This window comes from Halomonas sp. AOP7-E1-9, assembly GCF_052376035.1.
Lineage (GTDB): Bacteria > Pseudomonadota > Gammaproteobacteria > Pseudomonadales > Halomonadaceae > Vreelandella > Vreelandella citrativorans.
In genome coordinates, this window is sequence record NZ_JBQSVC010000001.1 from 15,108 (window position 1) to 37,110 (window position 22,003).

General features: G+C 53.6%; 18 protein-coding genes and 1 pseudogene. 10 read left to right on the plus strand and 9 right to left on the minus strand.

Going from position 1 to position 22,003, the window contains the following annotated elements:
• The first annotated feature begins 9 nt into the window (after positions 1 to 9).
• Complete coding sequence (locus ACT3R4_RS00085) at positions 10 to 1,323, plus strand: arsenic transporter (RefSeq protein ID WP_441677115.1); 1,314 nt, start codon at positions 10 to 12, stop codon at positions 1,321 to 1,323.
• A 65-nt stretch (positions 1,324 to 1,388) separates the two neighbouring features.
• Positions 1,389 to 2,476, plus strand: a protein-coding gene (locus ACT3R4_RS00090) for an IS3 family transposase (RefSeq protein WP_441677114.1) whose coding sequence is annotated in 2 segments (ribosomal slippage) — positions 1,389 to 1,644 and positions 1,644 to 2,476 — 1,089 coding nt in all. Because the reading frame shifts where the segments join, the coding sequence is not laid out codon by codon here.
• Between the two features lie 162 nt (positions 2,477 to 2,638).
• Here ACT3R4_RS00090 and ACT3R4_RS00095 read toward each other — a convergent pair.
• From ACT3R4_RS00095 to ACT3R4_RS00105, 3 genes are read right to left on the minus strand one after another with little or no spacing between them, the layout of a single operon-like run.
• On the minus strand, positions 2,639 to 4,972 hold the full coding sequence (locus tag ACT3R4_RS00095) for an AAA family ATPase (protein ID WP_441677113.1): 2,334 nt from the start codon (positions 4,970 to 4,972) through the stop codon (positions 2,639 to 2,641).
• Positions 4,947 to 5,612 (minus strand): ABC-three component system middle component 1, encoded by a 666-nt coding sequence (locus tag ACT3R4_RS00100; RefSeq protein ID WP_441677112.1) that lies wholly within the window; start codon positions 5,610 to 5,612, stop codon positions 4,947 to 4,949. Before ACT3R4_RS00100 ends, ACT3R4_RS00095 begins: the two co-directional genes overlap by 26 nt.
• Complete coding sequence (locus ACT3R4_RS00105; protein ID WP_441677111.1) at positions 5,593 to 6,825, minus strand: ABC-three component system protein; 1,233 nt, start codon at positions 6,823 to 6,825, stop codon at positions 5,593 to 5,595. Before ACT3R4_RS00105 ends, ACT3R4_RS00100 begins: the two co-directional genes overlap by 20 nt.
• Positions 6,826 to 7,297: 472 nt before the next feature.
• On the opposite strand from ACT3R4_RS00105, the gene ACT3R4_RS00110 reads away from it, so the two are divergent.
• Entirely contained in the window at positions 7,298 to 8,218 is a 921-nt protein-coding gene (locus ACT3R4_RS00110; protein WP_441677110.1) for a ketopantoate reductase family protein, read from the plus strand.
• Between the two features lie 173 nt (positions 8,219 to 8,391).
• Here ACT3R4_RS00110 and ACT3R4_RS00115 read toward each other — a convergent pair whose 3' ends face one another.
• Both ACT3R4_RS00115 and ACT3R4_RS00120 read right to left on the minus strand, forming a co-directional pair.
• Entirely contained in the window at positions 8,392 to 8,676 is a 285-nt protein-coding gene (locus tag ACT3R4_RS00115) for a glutathione S-transferase C-terminal domain-containing protein (protein ID WP_441677109.1), read from the minus strand.
• Positions 8,677 to 8,860: 184 nt separating this feature from the next.
• The gene (locus ACT3R4_RS00120) at positions 8,861 to 9,175 is read right to left on the minus strand and encodes an ArsR/SmtB family transcription factor (protein WP_000349485.1); all 315 of its coding nucleotides are present in this window, start codon (positions 9,173 to 9,175) and stop codon (positions 8,861 to 8,863) included.
• Positions 9,176 to 9,316: 141 nt separating this feature from the next.
• Here ACT3R4_RS00120 and ACT3R4_RS00125 point away from each other — a divergent pair, with 141 nt between their 5' ends.
• Positions 9,317 to 10,321: a permease gene (locus ACT3R4_RS00125; RefSeq protein ID WP_040363373.1), complete on the plus strand. Its 1,005-nt coding sequence runs from the start codon at positions 9,317 to 9,319 to the stop codon at positions 10,319 to 10,321.
• 12 nt (positions 10,322 to 10,333) lie between these two features.
• Positions 10,334 to 11,611 carry an ISL3 family transposase gene (locus tag ACT3R4_RS00130; RefSeq protein WP_193057010.1) on the plus strand — a complete coding sequence of 426 codons (1,278 nt, stop codon included), beginning with the start codon at positions 10,334 to 10,336 and terminating at the stop codon, positions 11,609 to 11,611.
• A 169-nt stretch (positions 11,612 to 11,780) separates the two neighbouring features.
• Here the strand turns inward: ACT3R4_RS00130 and ACT3R4_RS00135 are convergent.
• The 4 genes and pseudogenes from ACT3R4_RS00135 to ACT3R4_RS00150 form a co-directional block, all read right to left on the minus strand.
• Positions 11,781 to 12,011: pseudogene (locus ACT3R4_RS00135) on the minus strand (glutathione S-transferase N-terminal domain-containing protein); the annotation flags it as partial.
• Positions 12,012 to 12,090: 79 nt separating this feature from the next.
• Positions 12,091 to 12,993: a 3-hydroxyisobutyrate dehydrogenase gene (gene mmsB / locus ACT3R4_RS00140; protein ID WP_441677108.1), complete on the minus strand. Its 903-nt coding sequence runs from the start codon at positions 12,991 to 12,993 to the stop codon at positions 12,091 to 12,093.
• Positions 12,994 to 13,146: 153 nt separating this feature from the next.
• Positions 13,147 to 14,262: an enoyl-CoA hydratase/isomerase family protein gene (locus ACT3R4_RS00145; RefSeq protein ID WP_441677107.1), complete on the minus strand. Its 1,116-nt coding sequence runs from the start codon at positions 14,260 to 14,262 to the stop codon at positions 13,147 to 13,149.
• Between the two features lie 60 nt (positions 14,263 to 14,322).
• Positions 14,323 to 15,477 (minus strand): acyl-CoA dehydrogenase family protein, encoded by a 1,155-nt coding sequence (locus ACT3R4_RS00150; protein WP_441677106.1) that lies wholly within the window; start codon positions 15,475 to 15,477, stop codon positions 14,323 to 14,325.
• Between the two features lie 239 nt (positions 15,478 to 15,716).
• Here ACT3R4_RS00150 and ACT3R4_RS00155 point away from each other — a divergent pair, with 239 nt between their 5' ends.
• From ACT3R4_RS00155 to ACT3R4_RS00175, 5 genes are all read left to right on the plus strand, one after another.
• A complete protein-coding gene (locus ACT3R4_RS00155; protein WP_441677105.1) occupies positions 15,717 to 16,148 on the plus strand; it encodes a MerR family transcriptional regulator in 432 nt (143 codons plus the stop codon).
• A 134-nt stretch (positions 16,149 to 16,282) separates the two neighbouring features.
• Positions 16,283 to 17,452, plus strand: a complete 1,170-nt coding sequence (locus ACT3R4_RS00160) for an isovaleryl-CoA dehydrogenase (RefSeq protein WP_441677104.1) — start codon at positions 16,283 to 16,285, stop codon at positions 17,450 to 17,452.
• 9 nt (positions 17,453 to 17,461) lie between these two features.
• Positions 17,462 to 19,069 carry a carboxyl transferase domain-containing protein gene (locus ACT3R4_RS00165; protein ID WP_441677103.1) on the plus strand — a complete coding sequence of 536 codons (1,608 nt, stop codon included), beginning with the start codon at positions 17,462 to 17,464 and terminating at the stop codon, positions 19,067 to 19,069.
• Between the two features lie 11 nt (positions 19,070 to 19,080).
• Positions 19,081 to 19,905 (plus strand): enoyl-CoA hydratase/isomerase family protein, encoded by an 825-nt coding sequence (locus ACT3R4_RS00170; protein WP_441677102.1) that lies wholly within the window; start codon positions 19,081 to 19,083, stop codon positions 19,903 to 19,905.
• A complete protein-coding gene (locus ACT3R4_RS00175; protein WP_441677101.1) occupies positions 19,902 to 21,992 on the plus strand; it encodes an acetyl/propionyl/methylcrotonyl-CoA carboxylase subunit alpha in 2,091 nt (696 codons plus the stop codon). Before ACT3R4_RS00170 ends, ACT3R4_RS00175 begins: the two co-directional genes overlap by 4 nt.
• The last annotated feature ends 11 nt before the right edge of the window (positions 21,993 to 22,003 follow it).

Consider the following 22,003-nt stretch of genomic DNA (forward strand, 5'->3'; position numbering starts at 1 on the left):
GGTTCTTTCATGTTGGCACTGGCCATTTTTGTCGTCACCCTGGTGCTGGTGATCTGGCAGCCTAAAGGTTTGGGTATCGGGTGGAGCGCGCTGGGCGGCGCGTTAGTAGCACTGCTTATGGGCGTGGTGCATTTAGCGGATATCATTGTGGTGTGGGACATCGTCTGGGATGCCACCTTTACGTTCGTTGCCCTGATTATCATTTCCCTGATTTTAGACGAAGCGGGATTCTTCGCCTGGGCCGCGCTGCACGTGACGCGCTGGGGCAATGGGCGCGGGCATCTGCTTTTCCCGCTGGTCGTGTTACTCGGCGCGGTCATTGCCGCTTTCTTTGCTAACGATGGCGCCGCCCTACTGCTAACGCCCATTGTGATCGCTATTCTGCTGCGCCTAAAGTTTGAGCCGCCTGCGGCGCTGGCCTTTATCATCGCGACGGGCTTCATCGCCGATACCGCAAGCCTACCCCTGGTGATCTCTAACCTCGTTAATATCGTCAGTGCCAACTACTTTGATATTGGCTTTGACCGCTATGCGGCGGTTATGGTGCCGGTGAACCTGGTGTCAGTAGCGGCTACATTGGCCGTGCTCTGGATAGCCTTTGGCCGCCGTATTCCTAAACACTACGCCGTCGAAAACCTCGACCCACCGCGCTCAGCCATAAAGGACCCGCTGATATTTCGAGTGGCGTTTCCGCTGCTGGCAACGCTGCTGATCGCCTACTTCGTGACCGCCCCGCTAGGCATTCCCATCGCCTTTGTAACGGGAACAGCCGCCGTGCTGCTAATGGCAATTGCCGGGCGCTGGTGGCAAGCAGGCCGCGGTGCCATCGTCTCCGTATCAAGTGCGCTACGCGGCGCCCCCTGGCAGATAGTGCTGTTCTCAATCGGCATGTATCTCGTCGTTTACGGGCTGGGCAATGCAGGGCTGACGAATTATGGCGCGATGGCGCTAGAGTGGCTGGCACAACAGGGTAACTTTATCGCCACGCTGGGCACCGGTTTTCTTTCCGCCATCGTCGCCTCGGTCATGAACAATATGCCCTCGACACTGGTCGGCGCGCTGGCAATCGACCAAGCGAACGTGCCTGCCGTCACTCAGGAATTGATGGTCTACGCCAACGTGATTGGTAATGACCTGGGACCCAAGTTCACCCCGATTGGCAGCCTCGCCACCCTGCTCTGGCTACACGTGTTAGCGGGCAAGGGGTACAAAATTGGCTGGGGCCAGTATATGAAAATTGGGTTGCTGATAACGCCGCCGGTGCTATTGGCGACACTGGTTGCCTTGGCGCTTTGGTTGCCGGTGTTGTCTGCGGGGTGGTAATCCCCCCGAAAAATAATCGCGGTGATAAGTGGAATTTTGTACTCTGAACAGACAGGAGATTCCACATGCGAAAATCACGTTTTACCGACAGCCAGATCATGGCGATTCTGAAGCAAGCCGAATCTGGCGTGCCGGTTCCTGAACTTTGCCGCGAGCACGGTATGAGCAGTGCCACGTTTTATAAATGGCGTTCGAAGTATGGCGGTATGGACGCGTCCATGATGAAGCGCCTCAAGGACCTGGAAGACGAAAACCGTCGGCTCAAGAAGATGTACGCCGAAGAGCGCTTGAAATCCGAGCTTCGCCAGGAGGCCCTTGAGGGAAAGTGGTAAAGCCATCTCAACGCCGAGAGATGGCAAAAAATGCAGTTGATGCCGATCGCTGCAGTGTACGGCTGGCCTGTGTGGCCTTTGGTATCAGTGAGACCTGTTATCGCTACCGGGCAAAGCTGAGCCATGAGAACGCGGTGATTGCCGACTGGCTGGTGCGTTTAACCCATAACCAGCGTAACTGGGGGTTTGGGCTGTGTTACCTGTATCTGCGCAACGTGAAGGGCTTCGGCTGGAACCATAAGCGCATCTACCGGATTTACCGGGAGCTGGAGCTTAACCTGCGGATCAAGCCCAAGAAGCGACTGGTGCGGAAAAAGCCGGAACCCTTGTCGGTACCGCAGGTTCTGAACGGCTGTTGGTCTATGGACTTCATGCACGACCAGTTGGCAGACGGCCGAACGTATCGATTGTTCAACGTGCTCGATGACTACAACCGGGAAGGTCTGATCATCGATGCAGACTTCTCGCTGCCGGCAGAGCGCGTAATACGCTCTCTCACGCAGTTGATCGAATGGCGCGGCAAGCCAAAAGCCATTCGCTGTGACAACGGCCCGGAATACATCAGCGGTAAGCTCGTTACCTGGGCAAGGCAGGAAGGCATTGAACTTCGATATATCCAGCTGGGGAATCCGCAGCAGAATGCTTATGTTGAACGCTACAACCGAACAGTCCGTTATGATTGGTTGAGCCATTATCTTTTCGACTCGATCGCTGAAGTACAGGATTTTGCCACACGCTGGCTCTGGACGTACAACCACGAGCGACCGAACATGGCATTGGGTGGGATAACACCGAAACAGAAGGTGGCCATGGCGGCCTAACCAACTCTACTTATCGCTCCGGTTATAAATGGGGGGATTACCGGTGAGCTATATAGGGATTTAGGTTGGATGGAAGTTAGCCAGGGTTTCTGGCTAACTTCTGGTATCGGCCAAGTGTGGTCTTTTAGGTGTCACTGATATAGCGATCAAGCTCACCGACGTTTACAAAGCATCTTTCGCCAAGAGCTGCATGTTGAGTGAACTTGTTTTCAGGCCTGCTCTGTCGAACCGGTAGCGCATATAGGCAGAGATATCATCCTCGTGGGAGGAGACAATCAACTGGCAATGCTTGAGCTCGCAACGGAGTAGGTCGGTCAAGGAAGCAACGTTGATTTCATCCAGGGATTGCGACGGGTCATCAATCAGGATGAGAGGCGCCTTAGCATAGACCTTGTTGAGTGAGAGAAAGAAGGCAAGGCTGAGGGCGGACACCTGACCAGAACTCATGGACATAACTGCATCGTGCTCAGACTTCTCGGCAGTCAGGAACCTCAACTGCGTACCTTCGCGACTCTCGATGAACAGGCCCAGGCCACGCTGGTAATTTTGAATCAGCCGGCCACTGTAGATATGGAATATGAACTCAATAGCCGAAATTGTCTGGTCGGTATAACTTTTCTCTGTCTCCTTCAGTGTGTCACGAAGTTTTTTGACTTTATCTCCTGCTTTTTGGGCTGCCCGGGTTTCTTTTTCGATAAGCTCAAGTTCGGAAATACAGGTTTGTAGTCTGGTATTTTGAGCCTCGTTAGCTTTAATCGATATGTACTGCTCTTTACCCCTCAGATCTTCAGCCGTGATTATGTAGAAGTCCTGTAGGTTTTTAAAGGCGCTATTTGTTGTTTCTCGCCAGTCCTCTGGCAGCGCTAAAGCATCAGATTCAACCTGTTTTTTATTTCTGAGAATCTCCTTGAGCTTCCCAAGTCGCTCATCTACTACGTCATCTATTTCCGTAAACGAGTCAGTAAATTGAACGTTTTCTCTTTGCAGCTTCTCTTGTAGCTGGGTTATAGCCGGTAGCCGAAGCGTAATTTGGACAAGTGCCGAGTGAAGATTGGGTTCAAATGTAGGCTTGAGAAGGTTCAGGTTTTCTTGTATATGCGTGTTTATGAGCTTCAGCTCTGCGTCCATAGCAGCGATAAGGTTAACTAAATCTTTGCCGTCTTGGGATAACGAATTAGAGATTTGCTTAGTTCTTGCTTCAATGGCACCTACCATTGATTTGTGATCTTCCCAATCAGCACCACAGAGAGGGCACAACTGGTCGTCGGGATAGGGCTTATTATGTTCCTCAAGCAACTGCTTTTTCAGGTGTTCCAATTCGACTATGACGTTCCCATTGGTGTTGCTTTTTTCTCGTAGGCTGTTTCTGGATTCAATTTGTGACTCAAACCACTCAAGGCGCCCATCCGCCCAGTTTGGTAGTGATCGGGCTTCTTCGAGCTTGATCGCCGTGGCGCCGCGTCTAATGATGCTTGCTGAACGCTCTAGTTCATCAATCTCTTTCTTAATAGCTTCAAGTCCCTCAAGCCTGCCTAAGTCTTTACCAAACTGAGCCAGACTTCTCAGAGATTCCTCGTTACGATCAATGTCGGCATCGATGGTCTCGTTGTGAACTCTGGTTTTTATCGTGGCTTTGAGTGGCAGAACGGCGATAATCTTGCGAACGAATTCCTGGTAGGCAGCATGGTCTACCGCTGAATACGTTGAGAACAGGATCTCCTTGTCCCACCCTGGTTGGACATCGGTTGTCGAGAGCTTTTTGTATTCAACGACCCCAGCCTCTGCCTGCAATGTGCCTCTTAGGGTGGCTATCTCTTCAGTGAGTGATTCAACCTTTGCCTTACGCTGAGGATTGTTGATGTGCTTTGTGAGTTTACTGTATATGGTGTTGCAGCTTTCGATCTCGGCTTCGATATCGCTGATATTAAAGAGGTTTCCTAGTTTATCCTTGCGTTCATCTACCCGCGTGTGTAGCAGCCGGTTTTGTCCTTGCTCCAGATAGTTTAGGAAGGAGAAGTTTTCCCTAAAGTTTTTTCCGAAAACTTCGTCAAGAAAATTATTGTCACGCTGATTGATCTTCGTGTAGTCAGATGATTCGAATTCCGGTAGTTCGTAAAGCTTGAAGTTTTCGTACTTATCTGCACGATTGTTTGCTGGTTTTTTGAATATCGTAGCTGGGCAATGCCTGGCTAAAATAAGTTTTCGATCATCATTAATAAATTCAATTTTAATGCAGAGATCGTTCTCACCTGAGCGGTTATTCCAGAAGAGATTGTCCGCATAGTCCCTTTTGTTCTTGGTTAATAAAGTGAAAAACAGGTTTTGTATTCGATTGATCTGGCCGGTGAGCAGCAGTTCGATGGCGTCGAATATGCTTGTCTTGCCATAACCGTTAGGACCGTCCAGAGTTAGCAAGGACGACTCGCCGAGATCCAAGTAAATATGCTTGAATGCTTTGAAACTAGAGACTTCAATCTTGGATATTTGCCAGTTCATTGCGAATCATTTCCTTGATAAAATCGTCGGCGTTTTTGTCTGTGACTTGCTGGATAGTCGAATACATATCGTTCAGGCCAGCTTCTGCAACGGCCTCAGCTGCTTGCAATCTCAAGGACACGAGGTTTCCTTGATGGCTAGGTAGCTCTAAGAAAGGAAGCTTGATAAAGGTCTTCGCCGCGAAGCTGTATTGTGTGGCGACAAGAGGGTTTTCTTTGTAGTCAAGAAACTCCTTTTTGTCAGCAATCACAGACACCAGTTTTTCGTAGGTAAAATTAGTGAGAGCGCTTTCTTCCGCAATGCTGTAGTAGAGGACATATTTTTTATAAAAATGCGGATCTTCCTCGATAGCGAAAATTTCTTCTTCGTGATCCTTGAATTCGGCCAAAACGTCGAGGCGATGAATGCAAATCAAATCGCAATTCTTCTTGAAGCTTGGGTTTCTGATAAATTCCTCAGGAACCAGATGATTGATTCGGTTATTCAGCTCGGCTGGGGCAGGGAGGTCGTCAAGATTATGTACGACTGCGAATCTGATGGCAGACCCATGCTCGCGAACATAGAAGCTTGTTGTACCCAGTTCACGCTTAATCACAAAGCCATGTGCAACAAGTGCTTCATCAATGATTTGTTTTATCATTTAGTCGACCCTCCGCGTCATCTTTTGTCATTACGCTAATGCATAGCGATTTGGTGATGTTGCTTTCAAGCTTTTCGGTGGCCGGTTTGTTGTCGAAATCATCTGAGTTTGTAAATTTTGTATTAAAGGTAAATGAGGCTTCTGCTTTGCTGGCGATTAGATGGTTATACTCAAAAAGTAGCCTCAGCAGATCCCCGTTGTTTTTCATTTCACGGATCATGTCAAACTCACACTCTTCGCTTTCATCTACATCAAGAGCGGTAGGTACGTAGAATCGATTTTCGCTGTCGATGTAGTACGGCAGATAATTAAAGATGGGCTCCACCAAAATAGCTTGAATGAGCTTGGTGTATCTTCTGATGTCGTTCGTCTGAACCCTTTGAAAACGCTCAGAGGGTTTCATCATTTGGCATAGGGACTTCAATTCGTTGATATCGGTTTTTCGAATGTGCTCACACAGACGCCTGGCTCTCTCGTAAGTAGCATCACTCATTGTTGGAAGCGCATGATCCAACTTTTCTTCCAAGTGTGCTTGGAGTTCGGCCTTTAATTCAACAGCATAGTAGTCCCTATTCTGATAAGGATTTTCGTTCAGAAGGTCATCTAAAATACCATTGGCCTTGATGCGCCCCTCGTATGCAGCTTTATCTTCTGATAGCCCGCCAATTTGATTTAATTTATGGTTATGTATTGCCTTAGTGCTGATTTTTTCTGACAGTAAGCAATAGTTAAAGTTTATAAGATTATCACTGACTATTATGGACCGCTTCTCACATAATTTTTTTATAAGTTCTTTGGTCAGCCCTTCAATTTCATCCAATCCACAATGATAACTGTCTCCGTAGCGGTAGAATTTTACCGTTTCGCCGCTAACACCTTTATGACTCGCTGTATCTTTTAGCGGGACGGATACATGAAAGTAACGAGCCGTCCCCTTGATTTTGTCGTGTTCTATTAAAGTAGACTGTTCCAATGCCTTAGTGTAGCCACTCCGATATTTACTTATCTTAGCTTTAACTTGATGGGCGGTGTGTAGTTTTCCATTTTTATAAATAGCGAAGTCGTCGCTACTGTCTAGCTGGAGCTCGAAATCTAGGTCGCCATCGTAGATAAGCTTGAGGGAGTGATATAGTGCAATTTTCCCTTGATAAACGAACCCGCTCCACGAAGATATGGCACTGGCTGGGTATTTCTCATCATCTTCTTGACTCACATGAACTCCTTTCGCCGATATCGAGCTGCTGACCTGCCCCCTCTACGTGCTGTTGTAGCTAACAGTGTTAACCTAGAGTACACAGCGCCAAATTTTGCGTAGGTGAATTGCTCCTGCATGCCGACTCCTTATCTGCTGTCATCCTAAACACGCAGCATTAGCTGCAACATGACTAGCTAATACTGTTCTGCACCGTCATTTTCAACTGCCACTGATAGGCATTCCAATAACTAAATGTCCGCTCAGGGTCGAAAGCAGGCAGCCAGCAGCTATTCACTGCAGCATCAAAAAATCCACAATTCCCCACTCAACACGCTACAAAAACCAAATCCACTTAGCCCTAACGCTAGCAGATTGCACGCCCTCACGTCACTAGAAATTAGCCTTACATACCATCACTTTTACTCGCCTTCATTTCCTTACAACAAAAAGGGTAAGCTGAACAGCAACACCGCCCCTGAGTACGCACTTGATGACCTCACACTGGATTCTCGGCCCAGGCGCCATCGGTCGCCTATTAGCCCATTCGCTCTCTCCTCTTACTGACATCACCTTAGTCGGCCGCCGTGAACTGCCTACGCTGCAAACAATAACAACCCCCGAAGTCGATTCACGTAGCCAGCACTTAAACGTGATAACTACATCTCAGCTGTTGGCCAATGCGCCAGCGCCGCCCGCTTTTGTGCATATCGCCACCAAGGCGATGGCTGCTGAAGCGGCGTTGGAAAGCGTGGCGGGCGTTATTCCCGCAACTACCCCGCTGGTGTTGTGGCAGAACGGTTTTTTGGCTCAGCCGAAGCTGACTGAACGTTGGCGGGGGCCGGTGTTGTGTGCGACCACGACGGAAGGTGCTTATCTAACCGGTGATGATGGCGTGGTGCATGCGGGGCGTGGGCATACGTTTGTGGGGGATCTGGAGAATCGCCACGGTGCGTTGGCACAGCAGTTAGCGCATCAGCTAAGCCAAGCGGGGCTTGCGGCCACGGCGGTGGATGATATTCGCAGCCGCCTATGGCAAAAGCTGGCGGTAAATGCGGCGATTAATCCGTTGGTGGCGTTAAATGGGATTCGTAATGGCGAGTTGCGTGGCGCTGCTTACGCAGGCCGTGTAGAGGCGGTTGTTGAGGAAGTGGCGGCGATTATGTTGGCCGAGGGTATTCAAGCGCCCGATGGTGGTAGCGGTTTGGAGGCGTGGTTAGCGTTGGTGTGGAATGTTATTGAGAAAACGGCGAATAACAAGGCGTCGATGTTGCAGGATGTTGAGGCCAGGCGGCTTACCGAGCGTGGTGCTATTTTGGGGCCGTTGATTGAGAGTGGCGAACGGTATGGGGTGGGTTGTGAAGTGTTGCTCGGGCTGGATGGTGAATTGGCGGTGTTGGAGGCGGGGTTTTAGGCTTGCTCGGGCCTGGGGCGGCTGCGCCGCCCTTTCGCGCCGGGCCGCCGCTGCGGGTGCCGCGTTTCTCGCTGCGCGCGCTACACGTTTGAAATTTCACTTATTTCAGATTTTGTAGCGCGGTGTAAGCGTTAGCGCACCCGCGAGGAATGCGGCTATTCGTATGAGGCGATTTAGGTAACCGGGATCATTACCACATCGCGGAACACGGGGCGCTCGGTTAGCTGCTGATACCAGCGTTCCAAGTGGGGGCGCGGTTGCCAGGTGAGGCCGATGTTCCAAAGGTTATAAACGAAGGGCGCAACGGCAATGTCGCCCAGGCCAAACGCTTCGCCTGAGAACCACGCCTGGTTGGCGAGTGCGTTATCCAGCAGTTCAAACAGCTTTTCACAGGCTTGCATGCCTGCTTCAATGGCGGCGTTATCGCGCTGCGCTTCGGGCGTTCTCACATAGCCCATTAAAATTAGGGTATCCGGAATTTCTGGTTGATAAAATGCCAAAGATGTAAAGAAGAAAATCTTTCTCAGCGGATTATCTGATTGATCCTCTTCAGCCTACTCTACTGCCAATTTTCTGTTTCCACCTTCGCCTGAGTCTTCATAGCGATGCTGACTAGGGAGGACAGCGAGAGCTGGGCAAGCGTCAAAGCGGTTCTGGTTCATGCGCAATCCGGACACCTGCACAACATTCCTCTTGTAAGAAACCGATCAAATTCTCTAGGTGCCCATACTCGGGTATACAGACAATCGTGCGGCTATGTTTCTCCTGCCGGATCAGCCCTACCTTGGCCATGCGCGCAAGGTGATGTGATAGCGTCGAAGCAGGAATACCCAGCCCCTTCTGGATATCTCCGACCGAAGCCCCATCATGGCCAGCTTTGACCAGAAAGCGGAACACGGACAGTCGGTGACTATTCCCTAGCTCAGCTAAGCTGGCTGCAACCTTTTCGTGATCCATAGCACGCCCCAATAATTCGATGTTTCTAGAATTATAGTTGACAGGTCGGATAAACGCAAGTAGGCTGCGTACATCATTTCGATAAAACTAGAAATATAGGAGTAATATTGAATATCACCTCAACTCCAAGACGCTCTAGGCATGTTCGCCTTTCTCGCTATCGAGCTATCGGTTTTATTCATTGGCATTAGCTTGCTGGTCGGAGTTCTTCAACGTCACATCCCACCATCCAAGGTGGAAGCGTTACTGACTTCCAGTGGGAAGCGAGGCTATTTTCTTGCTGCTGGTTTAGGAGCTATAACGCCCTTCTGTAGTTGCTCGACTATCCCCATGTTGAAAGGGTTGATTCGGGCACGGGCCGGTTTTGGGCCGATGATGGTGTTTCTTTTCTCATCTCCGTTGCTGAATCCTATCGTCGTCGGCCTGCTGGTTGCCACGTTTGGATGGACACTTACTGCTATCTATGTGCTCGCCGCTTTGGTGGTCGCGGTAGGTGCCGGATGGCTGCTTCACACGCTTGGCTTCGAGCGTTATGTGCGCCGGACGGCGACACAAGAGAGCAGTGGATGTAGTTCATCAGCAAGCCCGTGCAGTGCTACATCGACCGCATCGAGTTGCGGCACCAACAGCTGCGACACCACTCCGAAGACGGCTTCTTGCGGGGCTGATAGGAAGACAACAGTCTCTACGTCTAGCGAATGCTGTGACAGTCAACCCACTGTCACGGTTAAGAAAGAAGGGAAGTACAGTGGTGTGTGGCGGGAAGCTTGGTCGGACTTTATCGATGTGTTGCCTTACCTGCTCATCGGTATTGCGATTGGCAGCGTGATCTATGGTTTCATGCCCACTGACTTATTGGAGCAGTATGCAGGCCCAGATAATCCCTTTGCCATTCCAGTTGCCGCTGTCATCGGCGTGCCGTTGTATATTCGCGCTGAAGCCGTCATACCTCTGGCAGCGGCTCTGATGGCCAAAGGCGTGGGTGCCGGGACGGTGCTAGCGTTGATCATCGGCAGTGCCGGAGCCAGCCTGACTGAGCTCATTCTGTTGCGCTCTTTGTTCACGCTGAAGCTTTTAGCGGCGTTTTTAGCAGTCATTTTTGCTATGGCGATGATTGCCGGTTACGCCACCTACCTGTTTTTCTGATCAAGGCGGGAGATGATTAATTCGTTAAGCCTTCCTGGGTACCAGTTGGTGGATTCTGATGAGCAGAATGAAGACATACATTTTCGGCTTGAAGCACCTACACCAGTAGCCTGCGAGGGGTGCGGCGTGCAGGGTGAGTTCGTGCGGTTCGGCAAGCGTGATGTTCCCTATCATGACCTGCCCATCCACGGCAAGCGGGTCACCCTCTGGGTAATTCGTCGCCGGTACACCTGCCGGGCCTGCAAGACCACCTTCAGGCCCCAGCTACCGGAGATGGTGGACGGCTTCCGCATGACGCTGCGGTTGCATGAGTACGTGGAGAAGGAAGCCTTCAATCACCCCTACGCCTACGTGGCTGATACCACGGGCCTGGACGAGAAGACGGTACGCGACATTTTCAACGCCCGCGCCGAATTCCTGGGGCGCTGGCACCGCTTCGAGACGCCCCGCATTCTCGGCATTGACGAGTTGTACCTGAACAAGCGCTACCGCTGCATCCTGACCAACATCGAGGAGAGGACCCTGCTCGACCTGCTGGCCACCCGCCGTCAGGACGTGGTGACCAACTACCTGATGAAGATGAAAGACCGGCAGAAGGTCAAGATCGTCAGCATGGACATGTGGAATCCCTACCGAGCAGCGGTCAAGGCGGTGCTGCCACAGGCCCGCATCGTGGTCGATAAGTTCCATGTGGTGCGCATGGCCAACGATGCCCTGGAGAAGGTGCGCAAGGGCCTCAGGAAGGAGCTGATGCCCTCCCAGAGCCGAACCCTCAAGGGTGACCGGAAAATCCTGCTGAAACGCGCTCACGAAGTCTCAAACCGGGAACGCCTCATCATGGAGACCTGGACCGGCGCATTCCCACAACTGCTGGCCGCCTACGAGCACAAGGAACGTTTCTACGGCATCTGGGACGCTACCACACGGCCCCAGGCAGAAGCCGCCCTGGACGAGTGGATAGCCACCATCCCGAAGGGCCAGAAGGAAGTCTGGAGCGATCTGGTCAGGGCTGTAGGCAACTGGCGCGAAGAGATCATGACCTACTTCGAGACGGACATGCCCGTCACCAACGCTTACACGGAGTCCATCAACCGACTGGCCAAGGACAAGAACCGTGAAGGACGTGGTTACTCCTTCGAGGTGATGCGGGCACGAATGCTCTACACCACGAAGCACAAGAAGAAGGCCCCGACCGCGAAGGTCTCTCCGTTCTACAAGAAAACCATCGGTTACGGACTGCCGGACTTCGCAGAGGAACCCAACTACGGGGTCGATCTATCAACCATCTGATAATGGTATCAGGTTGGTGGGGTAAAGGTGCCCCATCAACCATTAAATCCGTATACCCTAAAATTACTCGGTGCGCAGGGGAAAGCGTGCTGTTGGCCCAGTCCATCCATTTTTCTGCCTGGGCGCGCTTGGCAGGCTGCTCAACCCACAAGTTGCCTTGGCCATACTGCGCGGCCAGGTAGCGGATGATGGTGTTGGATTCCCACAACAGGCTGTCGGTGGCGTCGTCCTTGAGTAACGGCACCAACCCATTGGGGTTCATGGCCTGGTATTCGGGTGTGTTGTTGACCCCGAACTGGAGCCCCGCTTGAATTTGTTCAAACGGTACTTCCAGCTCGTTAAGCACCCAGCGCACTTTTTTAACATTGGTAGAGTTATCGCGGCCCCAAAGCGTAATCATAACGTTCCTTATTGGTTGGTTTTTTAAGAGTTTACCTGATCATGCCATGAGATAAAGGTAGCTTGGGTGTGGGGCGGCTTCACCCTTCACCCTCTTTATCCTGATAGAACTGTATCAGGCTTGAGAAGTCGAGCTGGCCGTTGCCGTTTGCCTTGTGCTGAGTAAACAGCGTGCGGGCGGCGGAACCCATGGGCACGGGGGAAGCGCTTTGCTGGCTGATATCCATGGCAAGGCCCAGGTCTTTCATCATCAGGTCCACCAGGAACCCGCCCTGATACGCGTTGGCAGCGGGCACATTCTCCATAACGCCTGGGTAGGGGTTGTAAACATTGAGCACCCAGTTGCCGCCGGAGCTTTTTCGCATAATGTCAGAAAGCACCGCAGGGTCGAGGCCATTTTTGACGCCCATGTTGATCGCTTCGCAGGTACCCGCCATCAACACCGAAAGCAGCATGTTGTTACACGCCTTGGCCACTTGCCCTGCCCCATGGTCGCCCGCGTGGAAAATGTTTCTGCCCATTACGCCTAGCACAGGCGTCACTTTTTCAAACTGGGCCTTTGACCCGCCGACAATAAACGTCAGCGTGCCCGCCAGCGCACCGCTCACCCCACCCGATACCGGAGCATCGACAAAGTCGATCCCCCGCTGTTCGCCAATGGCCGCAACGCTGCGCGCCGTGTCGGCATCAATGGTGGAGCAGTCAATCACCAAAGCGCCTGGTTTGATCACCTCGAACAACGCCTCATCGCCATCAACGTAAAGTGCCTTCACGTGCTTGCCTGCAGGCAACATGGAGATAACAAAGTCAGCCTCGGCGGCGGCTTCACGCGCCGAGCCTGCCACTTCACAGCCGTGATCTTTAGCGGCTTCAAGCGCTTGTTTAGAAAGGTCATACGCACGCACGGTATGCCCCTCTTTCGCCAGGTTAGCCGCCATCGGGCCGCCCATATTGCCTAAACCAATAAATGCCACAGTAGCCATAACGATTGTCCTTGTTGTTAATAACAAACGGTTAATAACAAACAGTTAATAAAAGCAGCTAATAACAAACGGCGAGTAACGAGCTACTGGTAATAACCGTTGATCATGAAATGTTGGCAGTGACCGTTTTAACACCCCGGCGGTACGGCTTATTTACTTCAGGTCCGCAAGCGGGCTATCGGGCCACGGTGATGCTAACAGCGCATCCATAAAGTGATCTTCCACTTCCCCTACCGCTGCATACGTCCAGCCTGGCAAGCCATCTTTATCCACCAGTAATGCGCGCACGCCTTCGGGAAACTCCCGGTGGCGACAGCACTGCACAGAAAGCGCCAGCTCTGCCTGGAACACCTCGGCAAGCGACATGTGCTTGGCACGCGTTAGCTGCTCATGGATAAGCCGAATGGAGACCGGACTACCATGCGCCAGCGTCTTTTGTGCTTTGCTAAACCATTTATCCTCACTTTCTACCGCCAGTACGGCGGCCACCCTTTGCTCGACGGTATCGTGGTCCATCAGCTCGCGAATTAATGGCGCGAAGTGTCGTATGGGTGTTTCCAGCGCGGTAAACTCTGCTTTAGAGGCTTGTTCAAGCTCGCGCAGCGCTTGATTGACCACGCCGTGGGCATCGGTCTTTTCACCGCTTCCCCAAGTGGCACTGGTTAGTTGCTGAAGCAATTCTTCCCGGCGATGGCTGGCAATGCCACGGTCGGCAAGGCCCAGGTAAAGGGCATCTGATGCATTGATCTGCGCACCGGTCATGGCCAGAAAACGCCCCATACCGTTCGGCAGGCGGTTTAAAAACCAGCTGGCACCCACATCCGGATAAAGGCCAATCGTCACTTCCGGCATGGCCAGCCGGGAGGTTTCAGTGACCACGCGATGGCTACTGGCGCTGAGCAGGCCCATACCGCCGCCCATTACAATGCCGCTGCCCCAGCAAATAATTGGTTTGCGATAAGTGTGTAGCCGGTAATCCAGGCGGTACTCTCTTTCAAAAAAGCGCTCGGGAAAGCTCTGGTCAGCTTCCCCGTTAATCGCTTTATACAGCGTGACCACATCACCACCGGCGCAAAAGGCTTTTTCACCAGCGCTATCCAGCAGGATGGCGACAACCCGCTCGTCCGCCTCCCAGGCATCCAGCTGCGGCAGAATGGCGTCGATCATGCCCAGCGTTAACGCGTTGAGCGAACGCTCAGCGTTAAGCTTGATTTCAACCACCGTGTGGCCATCCTGGGTGGCGTGTTCGGTAAACAGTACGCTACTCATTCAGCATCCTTACGTATCGGCTCGAATGGCGACCGCGATCATGTCGGCAACCCTGTTTTTTTACAGCTCAGCGGCACCTTCGGCGAGTACCCGGCGCGAAATGATCAGGCGCATGATTTCATTGGTGCCTTCCAGAATGCGGTGTACGCGGGTATCGCGCACATAGCGTTCCATGGGGTACTCCTTAATGTAGCCATTGCCGCCATAAAGCTGTAGCGCCTCATCACACACTTTAAAGCCTACATCGGTGGCAAAGCGCTTGGCCATGGCGCAGTAGGTGGTAGCGTCAGCATGACCGGCATCCAGTTTGGCAGCGGCCATTCTCACCAGTTGGCGGGCGGCTACCAGCTCGGTGACCATATCCGCCAGGCGAAATTGTAACGCTTGAAAATCCGCTAAACGCTTGCCGAACTGCTGGCGTTCCAGCAGATAGTCACGCGCTTTATTCAGCGCCTGCTGGGCGGTGCCAATAGAACAGGTGGCGATATTAATTCGCCCGCCGTCCAGCCCCTTCATGGCAATTTTAAAGCCGTCGCCTTCGTTACCCAGCAGATGATTCGCAGGCACGCGCACGTCTTCAAAGGTAATCATTCGGGTGGGCTGGCTGTTCCAACCCATCTTGTCTTCCTTGCGCCCATAGCTGATGCCTTCGGCCTTGGCATCTACTGCAAATGCCGAGACTCCACCTGCGCCTTCGCTACCGGTACGCGCCATCACCACCAGAAAATCAGTGCTGCCCGCGCCAGAAATAAATATTTTGCTGCCGTTGAGTACATACACATCGCCCTCACGCCTGGCCGAGGTTTTAAGCGAGGCCGCATTGGAGCCCGCATTGGGTTCTGTTAAACAGTACGAACCCAGAAGCTCACCAGTTGCAAGCTTTGCGCCCCACTGCTTAACCGCCTCTGGCTGGCCGAAGTCCGCGAGCATCCAGGTCACCATGTTATGGATGGTGAGATACGCCGTGGTGGAGGTACAGCCCATTGAAAGCTGCTCGAAGATAATGCTGGCATCCAGCCGTGAGAGACCAAGCCCGCCCACGCTTTCCGGCGCGTAAAGCGAGCAGAAGCCCAGCTCGCCAGCCTTACGAATAACGTCTACGGGAAAAATAGCTTCGGCGTCCCATTGTGCAGCATGGGGCTCAAGCTCATTTTGGGCGAAGGCTCGCGCCAACTCGGCAAAGGCTACTTGGTCTTCACTCAACTCAAAGTTCATGGCCAATCTCCGCTGAAAAGCCTTTGTCACCCCTCGCTGCCACGCATTACCCAATGGCGCCAGCATCGGCTGATCAAATTTATTTGTTAACGTGTACGTCAACTTATCGCCTAAATTATCGCTGTGCAACCACTCTGCTAGCGTTAACCCTACAATAGAGACTTTACGTTAACGTAAACTTGTTTTAGCCTCAGGGTAAGCGCTTCGTAAAAGCAAACCTTTAAAAAAAGAGAACGACGATGAGCAAAACCTACTCGATCAGCGACCTAGCCAACGAGTTTGATATCACCACGCGCAGCATTCGCTTTTATGAAGATCAGGAGCTGCTTTACCCAGCACGGCGGGGCCAAACGCGTATTTACAGCAGCCAGGACCGCGTACGGCTTAAATTGACCTTACGAGGTAAACGGTTAGGGCTTTCACTGGCGGAGATTCGTGAGCTGTTTGAGCTGTGGGATGAAACCCGCACAGGGAGTGAAAAGCAGCTTTTACTGATGCTGAACAAAATCAGCGAACGACGGGCCGCTCTTGAGCAACAAATGAAAGATATCGCCATGATGCAGCTGGAGCTTGAGAACGCCGAAATTCGCTGCCGCCAAGCGTTAGATGAGCTTCATGACAAAGAGGCGTTTGACGAAAAACACACCGAAGCGCCCTCGCCCACCTCCTGACGTTTCATAAACTCTGCCCCGTCGTACCAGACTGGCTCATCATACAAACGCTAGCGGCGCCTCATTACCTACTCAACAACTATTTTCAATAAACGATTTCTAATAAACGATCTCTAATAAACAGGTGATTGACCATGCATTCTCTCTACTCAGAACTGAATTTCGGTCTTGATGACGAAATGAACATGCTGCGCGAGCAGGTCAATGCCTTCGCCGCCAACGAAATTGCCCCGCGCGCTGCGGAAATCGACCGTAATAATGAATTCCCCAACGACTTATGGAAGAAGTTTGGCGACATGGGCCTTTTAGGCATCACTGTGTCTGAAGAGGATGGCGGCAGCGGCATGGGCTACCTTGCCCACTGTATCGCCATGGAAGAGATCTCCCGGGCGAGCGCCTCTGTCGCGCTGTCTTACGGCGCGCACTCTAACCTGTGTGTGAACCAGATCAAGCGCAACGCCTCCGCCGAACAGAAAGCCAAGTATCTGCCCAAATTGATCAGCGGCGAGCACGTTGGCGCGCTTGCCATGTCCGAACCCGGCGCTGGCTCCGATGTGGTTTCCATGCAGCTGCGGGCTAAAAAAGTCGGCGATAACTACATTTTAAACGGCAACAAAATGTGGATCACCAACGGCCCCGATGCCGATGTGCTGGTGGTCTACGCCAAGACGGATCCAGACGCTGGGTCCAAAGGCATTACCACTTTCCTGATCGAAAAAGGCATGCCGGGGTTCTCCACGGCGCAAAAGCTCGACAAGCTGGGCATGCGCGGCTCCAACACCTGCGAGTTGGTGTTTCAGGATTGCGAGGTCCCCGCTGAAAACGTGCTGGGTGAAGAAGGCAAAGGTGTGCGCGTACTGATGAGCGGGCTGGACTACGAGCGCACCGTGCTGGCTGCCGGGCCGGTCGGCATTATGCAGGCTGCCATGGATGTCGTAATGCCGTATATCCATGAGCGCAAACAGTTTAATCAGTCGATCGGTGAGTTCCAGCTGGTGCAGGGCAAAATCGCGGATATGTACACCACGCTGAACGCCTGCCGCGCCTACCTGTATGCCGTCGCGGCCGCGTGTGATCGCGACCAGACCTCGCGCAAGGATGCCGCTGGCGTCATTCTCTACTGTGCCGAGAAAGCCACTCAGGTAGCGCTGGATTCCATTCAGTTGTTGGGCGGTAACGGTTATATCAATGAATACCCCACCGGGCGCCTGCTGCGCGATGCGAAGCTGTATGAAATCGGCGCGGGCACCAGTGAAATTCGGCGGATGTTGATTGGCCGCGAACTCTTCACCGAAAGCCAGTAGAGGCGCGCCATGAGCATTCTCAGCACTCAAATTAATCCGCGTAGCGATCTCTTTCAGACCAATGAGCAGTCGATGCGCGGCGTGGTTACCCAGCTGCATGAACTCACCGCTGCCGTTGCCCAGGGTGGCGGCGTTAAATCTCGTGAGCGCCATGAGAGCCGTGGCAAACTGTTTGTGCGTGATCGCATCGATCACCTGATCGACGAAGGCTCGCCTTTCCTAGAATTTTCAGCGCTTGCCGCCCACAAGGTGTATGAAAGCGACGTACCAGCCGCCGGTGTGGTGACTGGCATTGGGCGCGTTTCGGGCGTTGAATGCGTGATTGTGGCCAACGATGCCACAGTAAAAGGCGGCACCTACTTTCCGCTGACGGTAAAAAAACATATTCGCGCTCAGGAAATCGCCCGCAAGCATCGCCTGCCGTGTCTTTATCTGGTCGATTCTGGCGGTGCCTTTCTACCCCGTCAGGATGAAGTCTTCCCTGACCGCGACCACTTCGGACGCATTTTTTACAACCAGGCCACCCTGTCGGCCGAAGGCATTCCGCAAATTGCCGTGGTGATGGGTTCCTGCACGGCAGGCGGCGCGTATGTGCCCGCCATGGCCGACGAATCGATCATCGTTAAAGAGCAAGGCACCATCTTTCTGGGCGGCCCGCCGCTGGTCAAAGCGGCCACCGGTGAAAGCATCAGCGCCGAGGCGTTGGGTGGTGCGGACGTGCATGCCAAAGTCAGTGGTGTGGCAGACCATTATGCCGAAAACGATATGCATGCCCTGCAGCTTGCCCGGGCCTGTGTTTCGCGCCTGAACTGGCAAAAGCGCGGCAAGCTTGCCATGCAGGCACCCGAGCCACCCAAGCTCGACCCGCTGGAGCTTTACGGCATTGTGGGCACCGACCTTAAAAAGCCCTTTGATGTTCGCGAAGTTATCGGGCGCATTGTCGACGGCTCTGATTTTGATGAGTTCAAACGCTACTACGGCGACACCTTAGTCACCGGGTTTGCGCATATTCATGGCCATCCGGTGGGTATTGTGGCCAATAACGGTGTGCTGTTTTCAGAGAGCGCCGTCAAAGGCGCCCACTTTATTGAGCTGTGCGCCCAGCGCAAGATTCCGCTGGTTTTCCTGCAGAACATCACCGGCTTTATGGTGGGTTCCAGGTACGAGCATGAAGGTATCGCCAAGCACGGCGCCAAGCTGGTCACCGCCGTGGCGTGCGCTAAGGTGCCCAAGTTCACCGTGCTGATTGGCGGAAGCTTCGGGGCGGGCAACTACGGTATGTGCGGCCGCGCTTATGACCCTAACCTGCTATTCATGTGGCCCAACGCGCGTATTTCCGTGATGGGTGGCGAGCAGGCCGCCGGTGTACTGGCCCAGGTTAAGCGCGAGCAGTATGAGCGCGAAGGCAGCGAATGGACTAAAGAGGCCGAAGAAGCGTTCAAGCAGCCCACCCGCGAACAGTATGAGCACCAGGGCCACCCTTACTACGCCAGTGCCCGGCTATGGGATGACGGCGTGATCGACCCGCTACAAACCCGCGATGTACTGGGTTTAGCGCTGGCCGCGGCCATGAATGCTGAGATTGAAGAGACACGCTTCGGCGTGTTCCGGATGTAAGGGGCTCTATCATGACGAATTCAACGTTAACTATTGATGCAAGCGTTGCCCGCTTAACCCTTAATCGCCCCGACGTTCATAACGCCTTTGATGACCAGCTGATTGCCGAGCTGAACGCACACCTTGACCAGCTTCAACCGCTGATTGAAAGCGGAGAGGTTCGCGTGGTGGTGCTGGGTTCTGAAGGCAACAGCTTCTCAGCGGGCGCGGATTTGAACTGGATGAAGTGCATGGTCGATTACGACTTTGAAGACAATCTGGCCGATTCGCGCAAACTCGCCGCCCTAATGCACAGCCTGGATACGCTGCCCTGCCCCACGCTGTGCCGGGTTCAGGGTGCAGCCTTTGGCGGCGCCGTAGGCTTGGCCGCCTGCTGCGATATCGTTATTGCCTCCGATAAAGCCAGGTTCTGCCTTTCAGAAGTCAAGATTGGCCTCTCGCCTGCGGTCATTAGCCCCTATGTACACCGCGCACTCGGCGCGCGTCAGATGCGCCGTTACGGGTTGAGCGCTGAAGTCATTGATGCGCCCACCGCACTCAGTCTGGGCCTGGCCCATCAGGTCGTTGAACACGGCGCACTGGATAGCGCGGTAGATGCCATGCTGGAAACCCTGCTCGCCGGTTCACCGCAGGCGCAGCAGGCTACCAAAGCGCTGCTACAAACGGTCAGCCAGTCGCCTGATTCTGACGCCACGCGCGAACAAACCTGCCAGGTGATTGCCAAGCTGCGGGTTAGCCAGGAAGGCCAGGAAGGTCTGGCTGGATTTTTTGAAAAGCGTCGCCCCGCCTGGGCCGAAACGCCTCTATCCGGCCATGCCAAGGAGCGCCGCTCATGAGCCACCTAACGTCGTCTGAACCTAACGTGCGTACCACGCCCTTTGACACGTTGCTGATCGCCAACCGGGGTGAAATTGCCTGCCGGGTAATGCGCACCGCACGCCGCATGGGGCTTAAAACCGTTGCCGTGTATTCTGATGCCGATGCCAACGCCCGCCATGTGCGTGAAGCCGATGAAGCCATTCGTATTGGCCCCGCCGCTGCGAGGGAAAGCTATTTAAATATCGAAGCGGTGATTGACGCCGCCAAGCGCACCGGCAGTGGCGCCATTCACCCTGGCTACGGCTTTCTTTCGGAAAACGGCGCCTTTGTAAAAGCGCTCGAAGAAGCGGGCATTACCTTTATCGGGCCACCCGCGTCAGCCATTGCCGCCATGGGGGATAAATCGGCCGCCAAAGCGCGCATGGCCAATGCCAATGTACCGCTGGTGCCGGGCTACCACGGCGATAATCAGGATGATAATTTACTCCGGGCCGAGGCTGATAACATCGGTTACCCGGTCATGCTCAAAGCCAGCGCCGGTGGTGGTGGCAAAGGTATGCGCGTGGTCGAAAACAGCGAGGCCTTCCAAGCGGCGCTGGAAGGCTGTCGCCGCGAGTCTAAAGCTGCCTTCGGCGATGATCGTATGCTGATAGAAAAATATCTGGTGCAGCCACGCCACGTGGAAGTACAGGTGTTTTGTGATCGCCAGGGCCACGGCGTGTACCTGTTCGAGCGCGACTGCAGCGTTCAACGCCGCCACCAAAAAGTCCTCGAAGAAGCCCCAGCCCCCGGCATGACGCCGGAACTACGCACAGCGATGGGTAATGCTGCTGTGCGTGCCGCTCAGGAAATTGGCTATGTGGGCGCAGGCACGGTTGAGTTTCTATTGGATGCTTCGCCAGGCCAAGGCGAGGCGTTCTACTTTATGGAGATGAACACTCGTCTGCAGGTCGAGCACCCGGTGACGGAAATGATCACCGGCCAGGATCTGGTCGAGTGGCAGCTGCGCGTGGCGATGGGTGAATCGCTGCCTAGCACACAGGAAGATTTAACGATCACCGGGCATAGCTTTGAAGCACGCCTTTATGCCGAAGATCCTGACCAGGGCTTTTTACCCGCCACGGGCCAGTTGACTCGCTTTGCGCTCGATTTAGCGGGCACCGACTTAAAGGCTGAGCAGGTGCGCCTGGATAGCGGTGTGGAAAGCGGTGATACGGTTTCCATGCACTACGACCCCATGCTTGCCAAGCTGATTGTGCATGGCAGTGACCGGGATGCCGCCCTGGCTACGCTTAACCGTGCGCTAGCGGCGCTTGATATACAGGGGGTGGTCACCAACCGGGCTTTTTTGCAGCGCCTAGCGACTCACCCCGCGTTTAAGAACGTAGAGCTGGATACGCGGTTTATCGAGCGCCACGAGGCTACCCTGTTTGCCGCGCACCACTACCAGCCTGAAGAGTATGCCAGCGCCGCGTTACTGGCGTTACACCAGCTGGCTCAGGAGTGCGAAAGCAACTCGCCCTGGGATCGTCATGATGGATTTCGGCTTAACGCGCCGCGCACGGTGCGTATTGCCTTGCATGATCCCAAGCACTCTCAAGCGCCCGAGGATGCAAGCCCCTTAGTGGTAGTAGAAGGCAAGCGACACCCGGGCGACTCAGAGTGGCACCTAACCATTAATGGCCACGCCGTTAATGGGCAAACCTTTAGCGCCAGCCTTCAACCGCTTACCGGCAATGCCGTGGCAATTACCCTTAACGGGCATCGCCGCCGCCTGCAGGCCCAGCGCGATGGCAATGTGTTAATCATGGTCGACCCGCAGGGCGAAACCCGCCTTTACTGGCAGCGCATCGATGCGATTGATCACGGCCAGCATGAAGTGCAGGCAAGCTTTACCGCCCCCATGCATGGCACGGTGGTAGCGCTATTGGTTGAAGCCGGGACGAGCGTTGAAAAAGGCATTCCCCTGATGGTTATGGAAGCCATGAAGATGGAACACACCATAACCGCGCCGACTAACGGCCGCGTGGAAGGCTTCCGCTTTCAGGCAGGCGATACCGTTAGCCAAGGCGATGTATTACTCGACTTCGCCCTTGGCGAATAAGGAGCTTTACC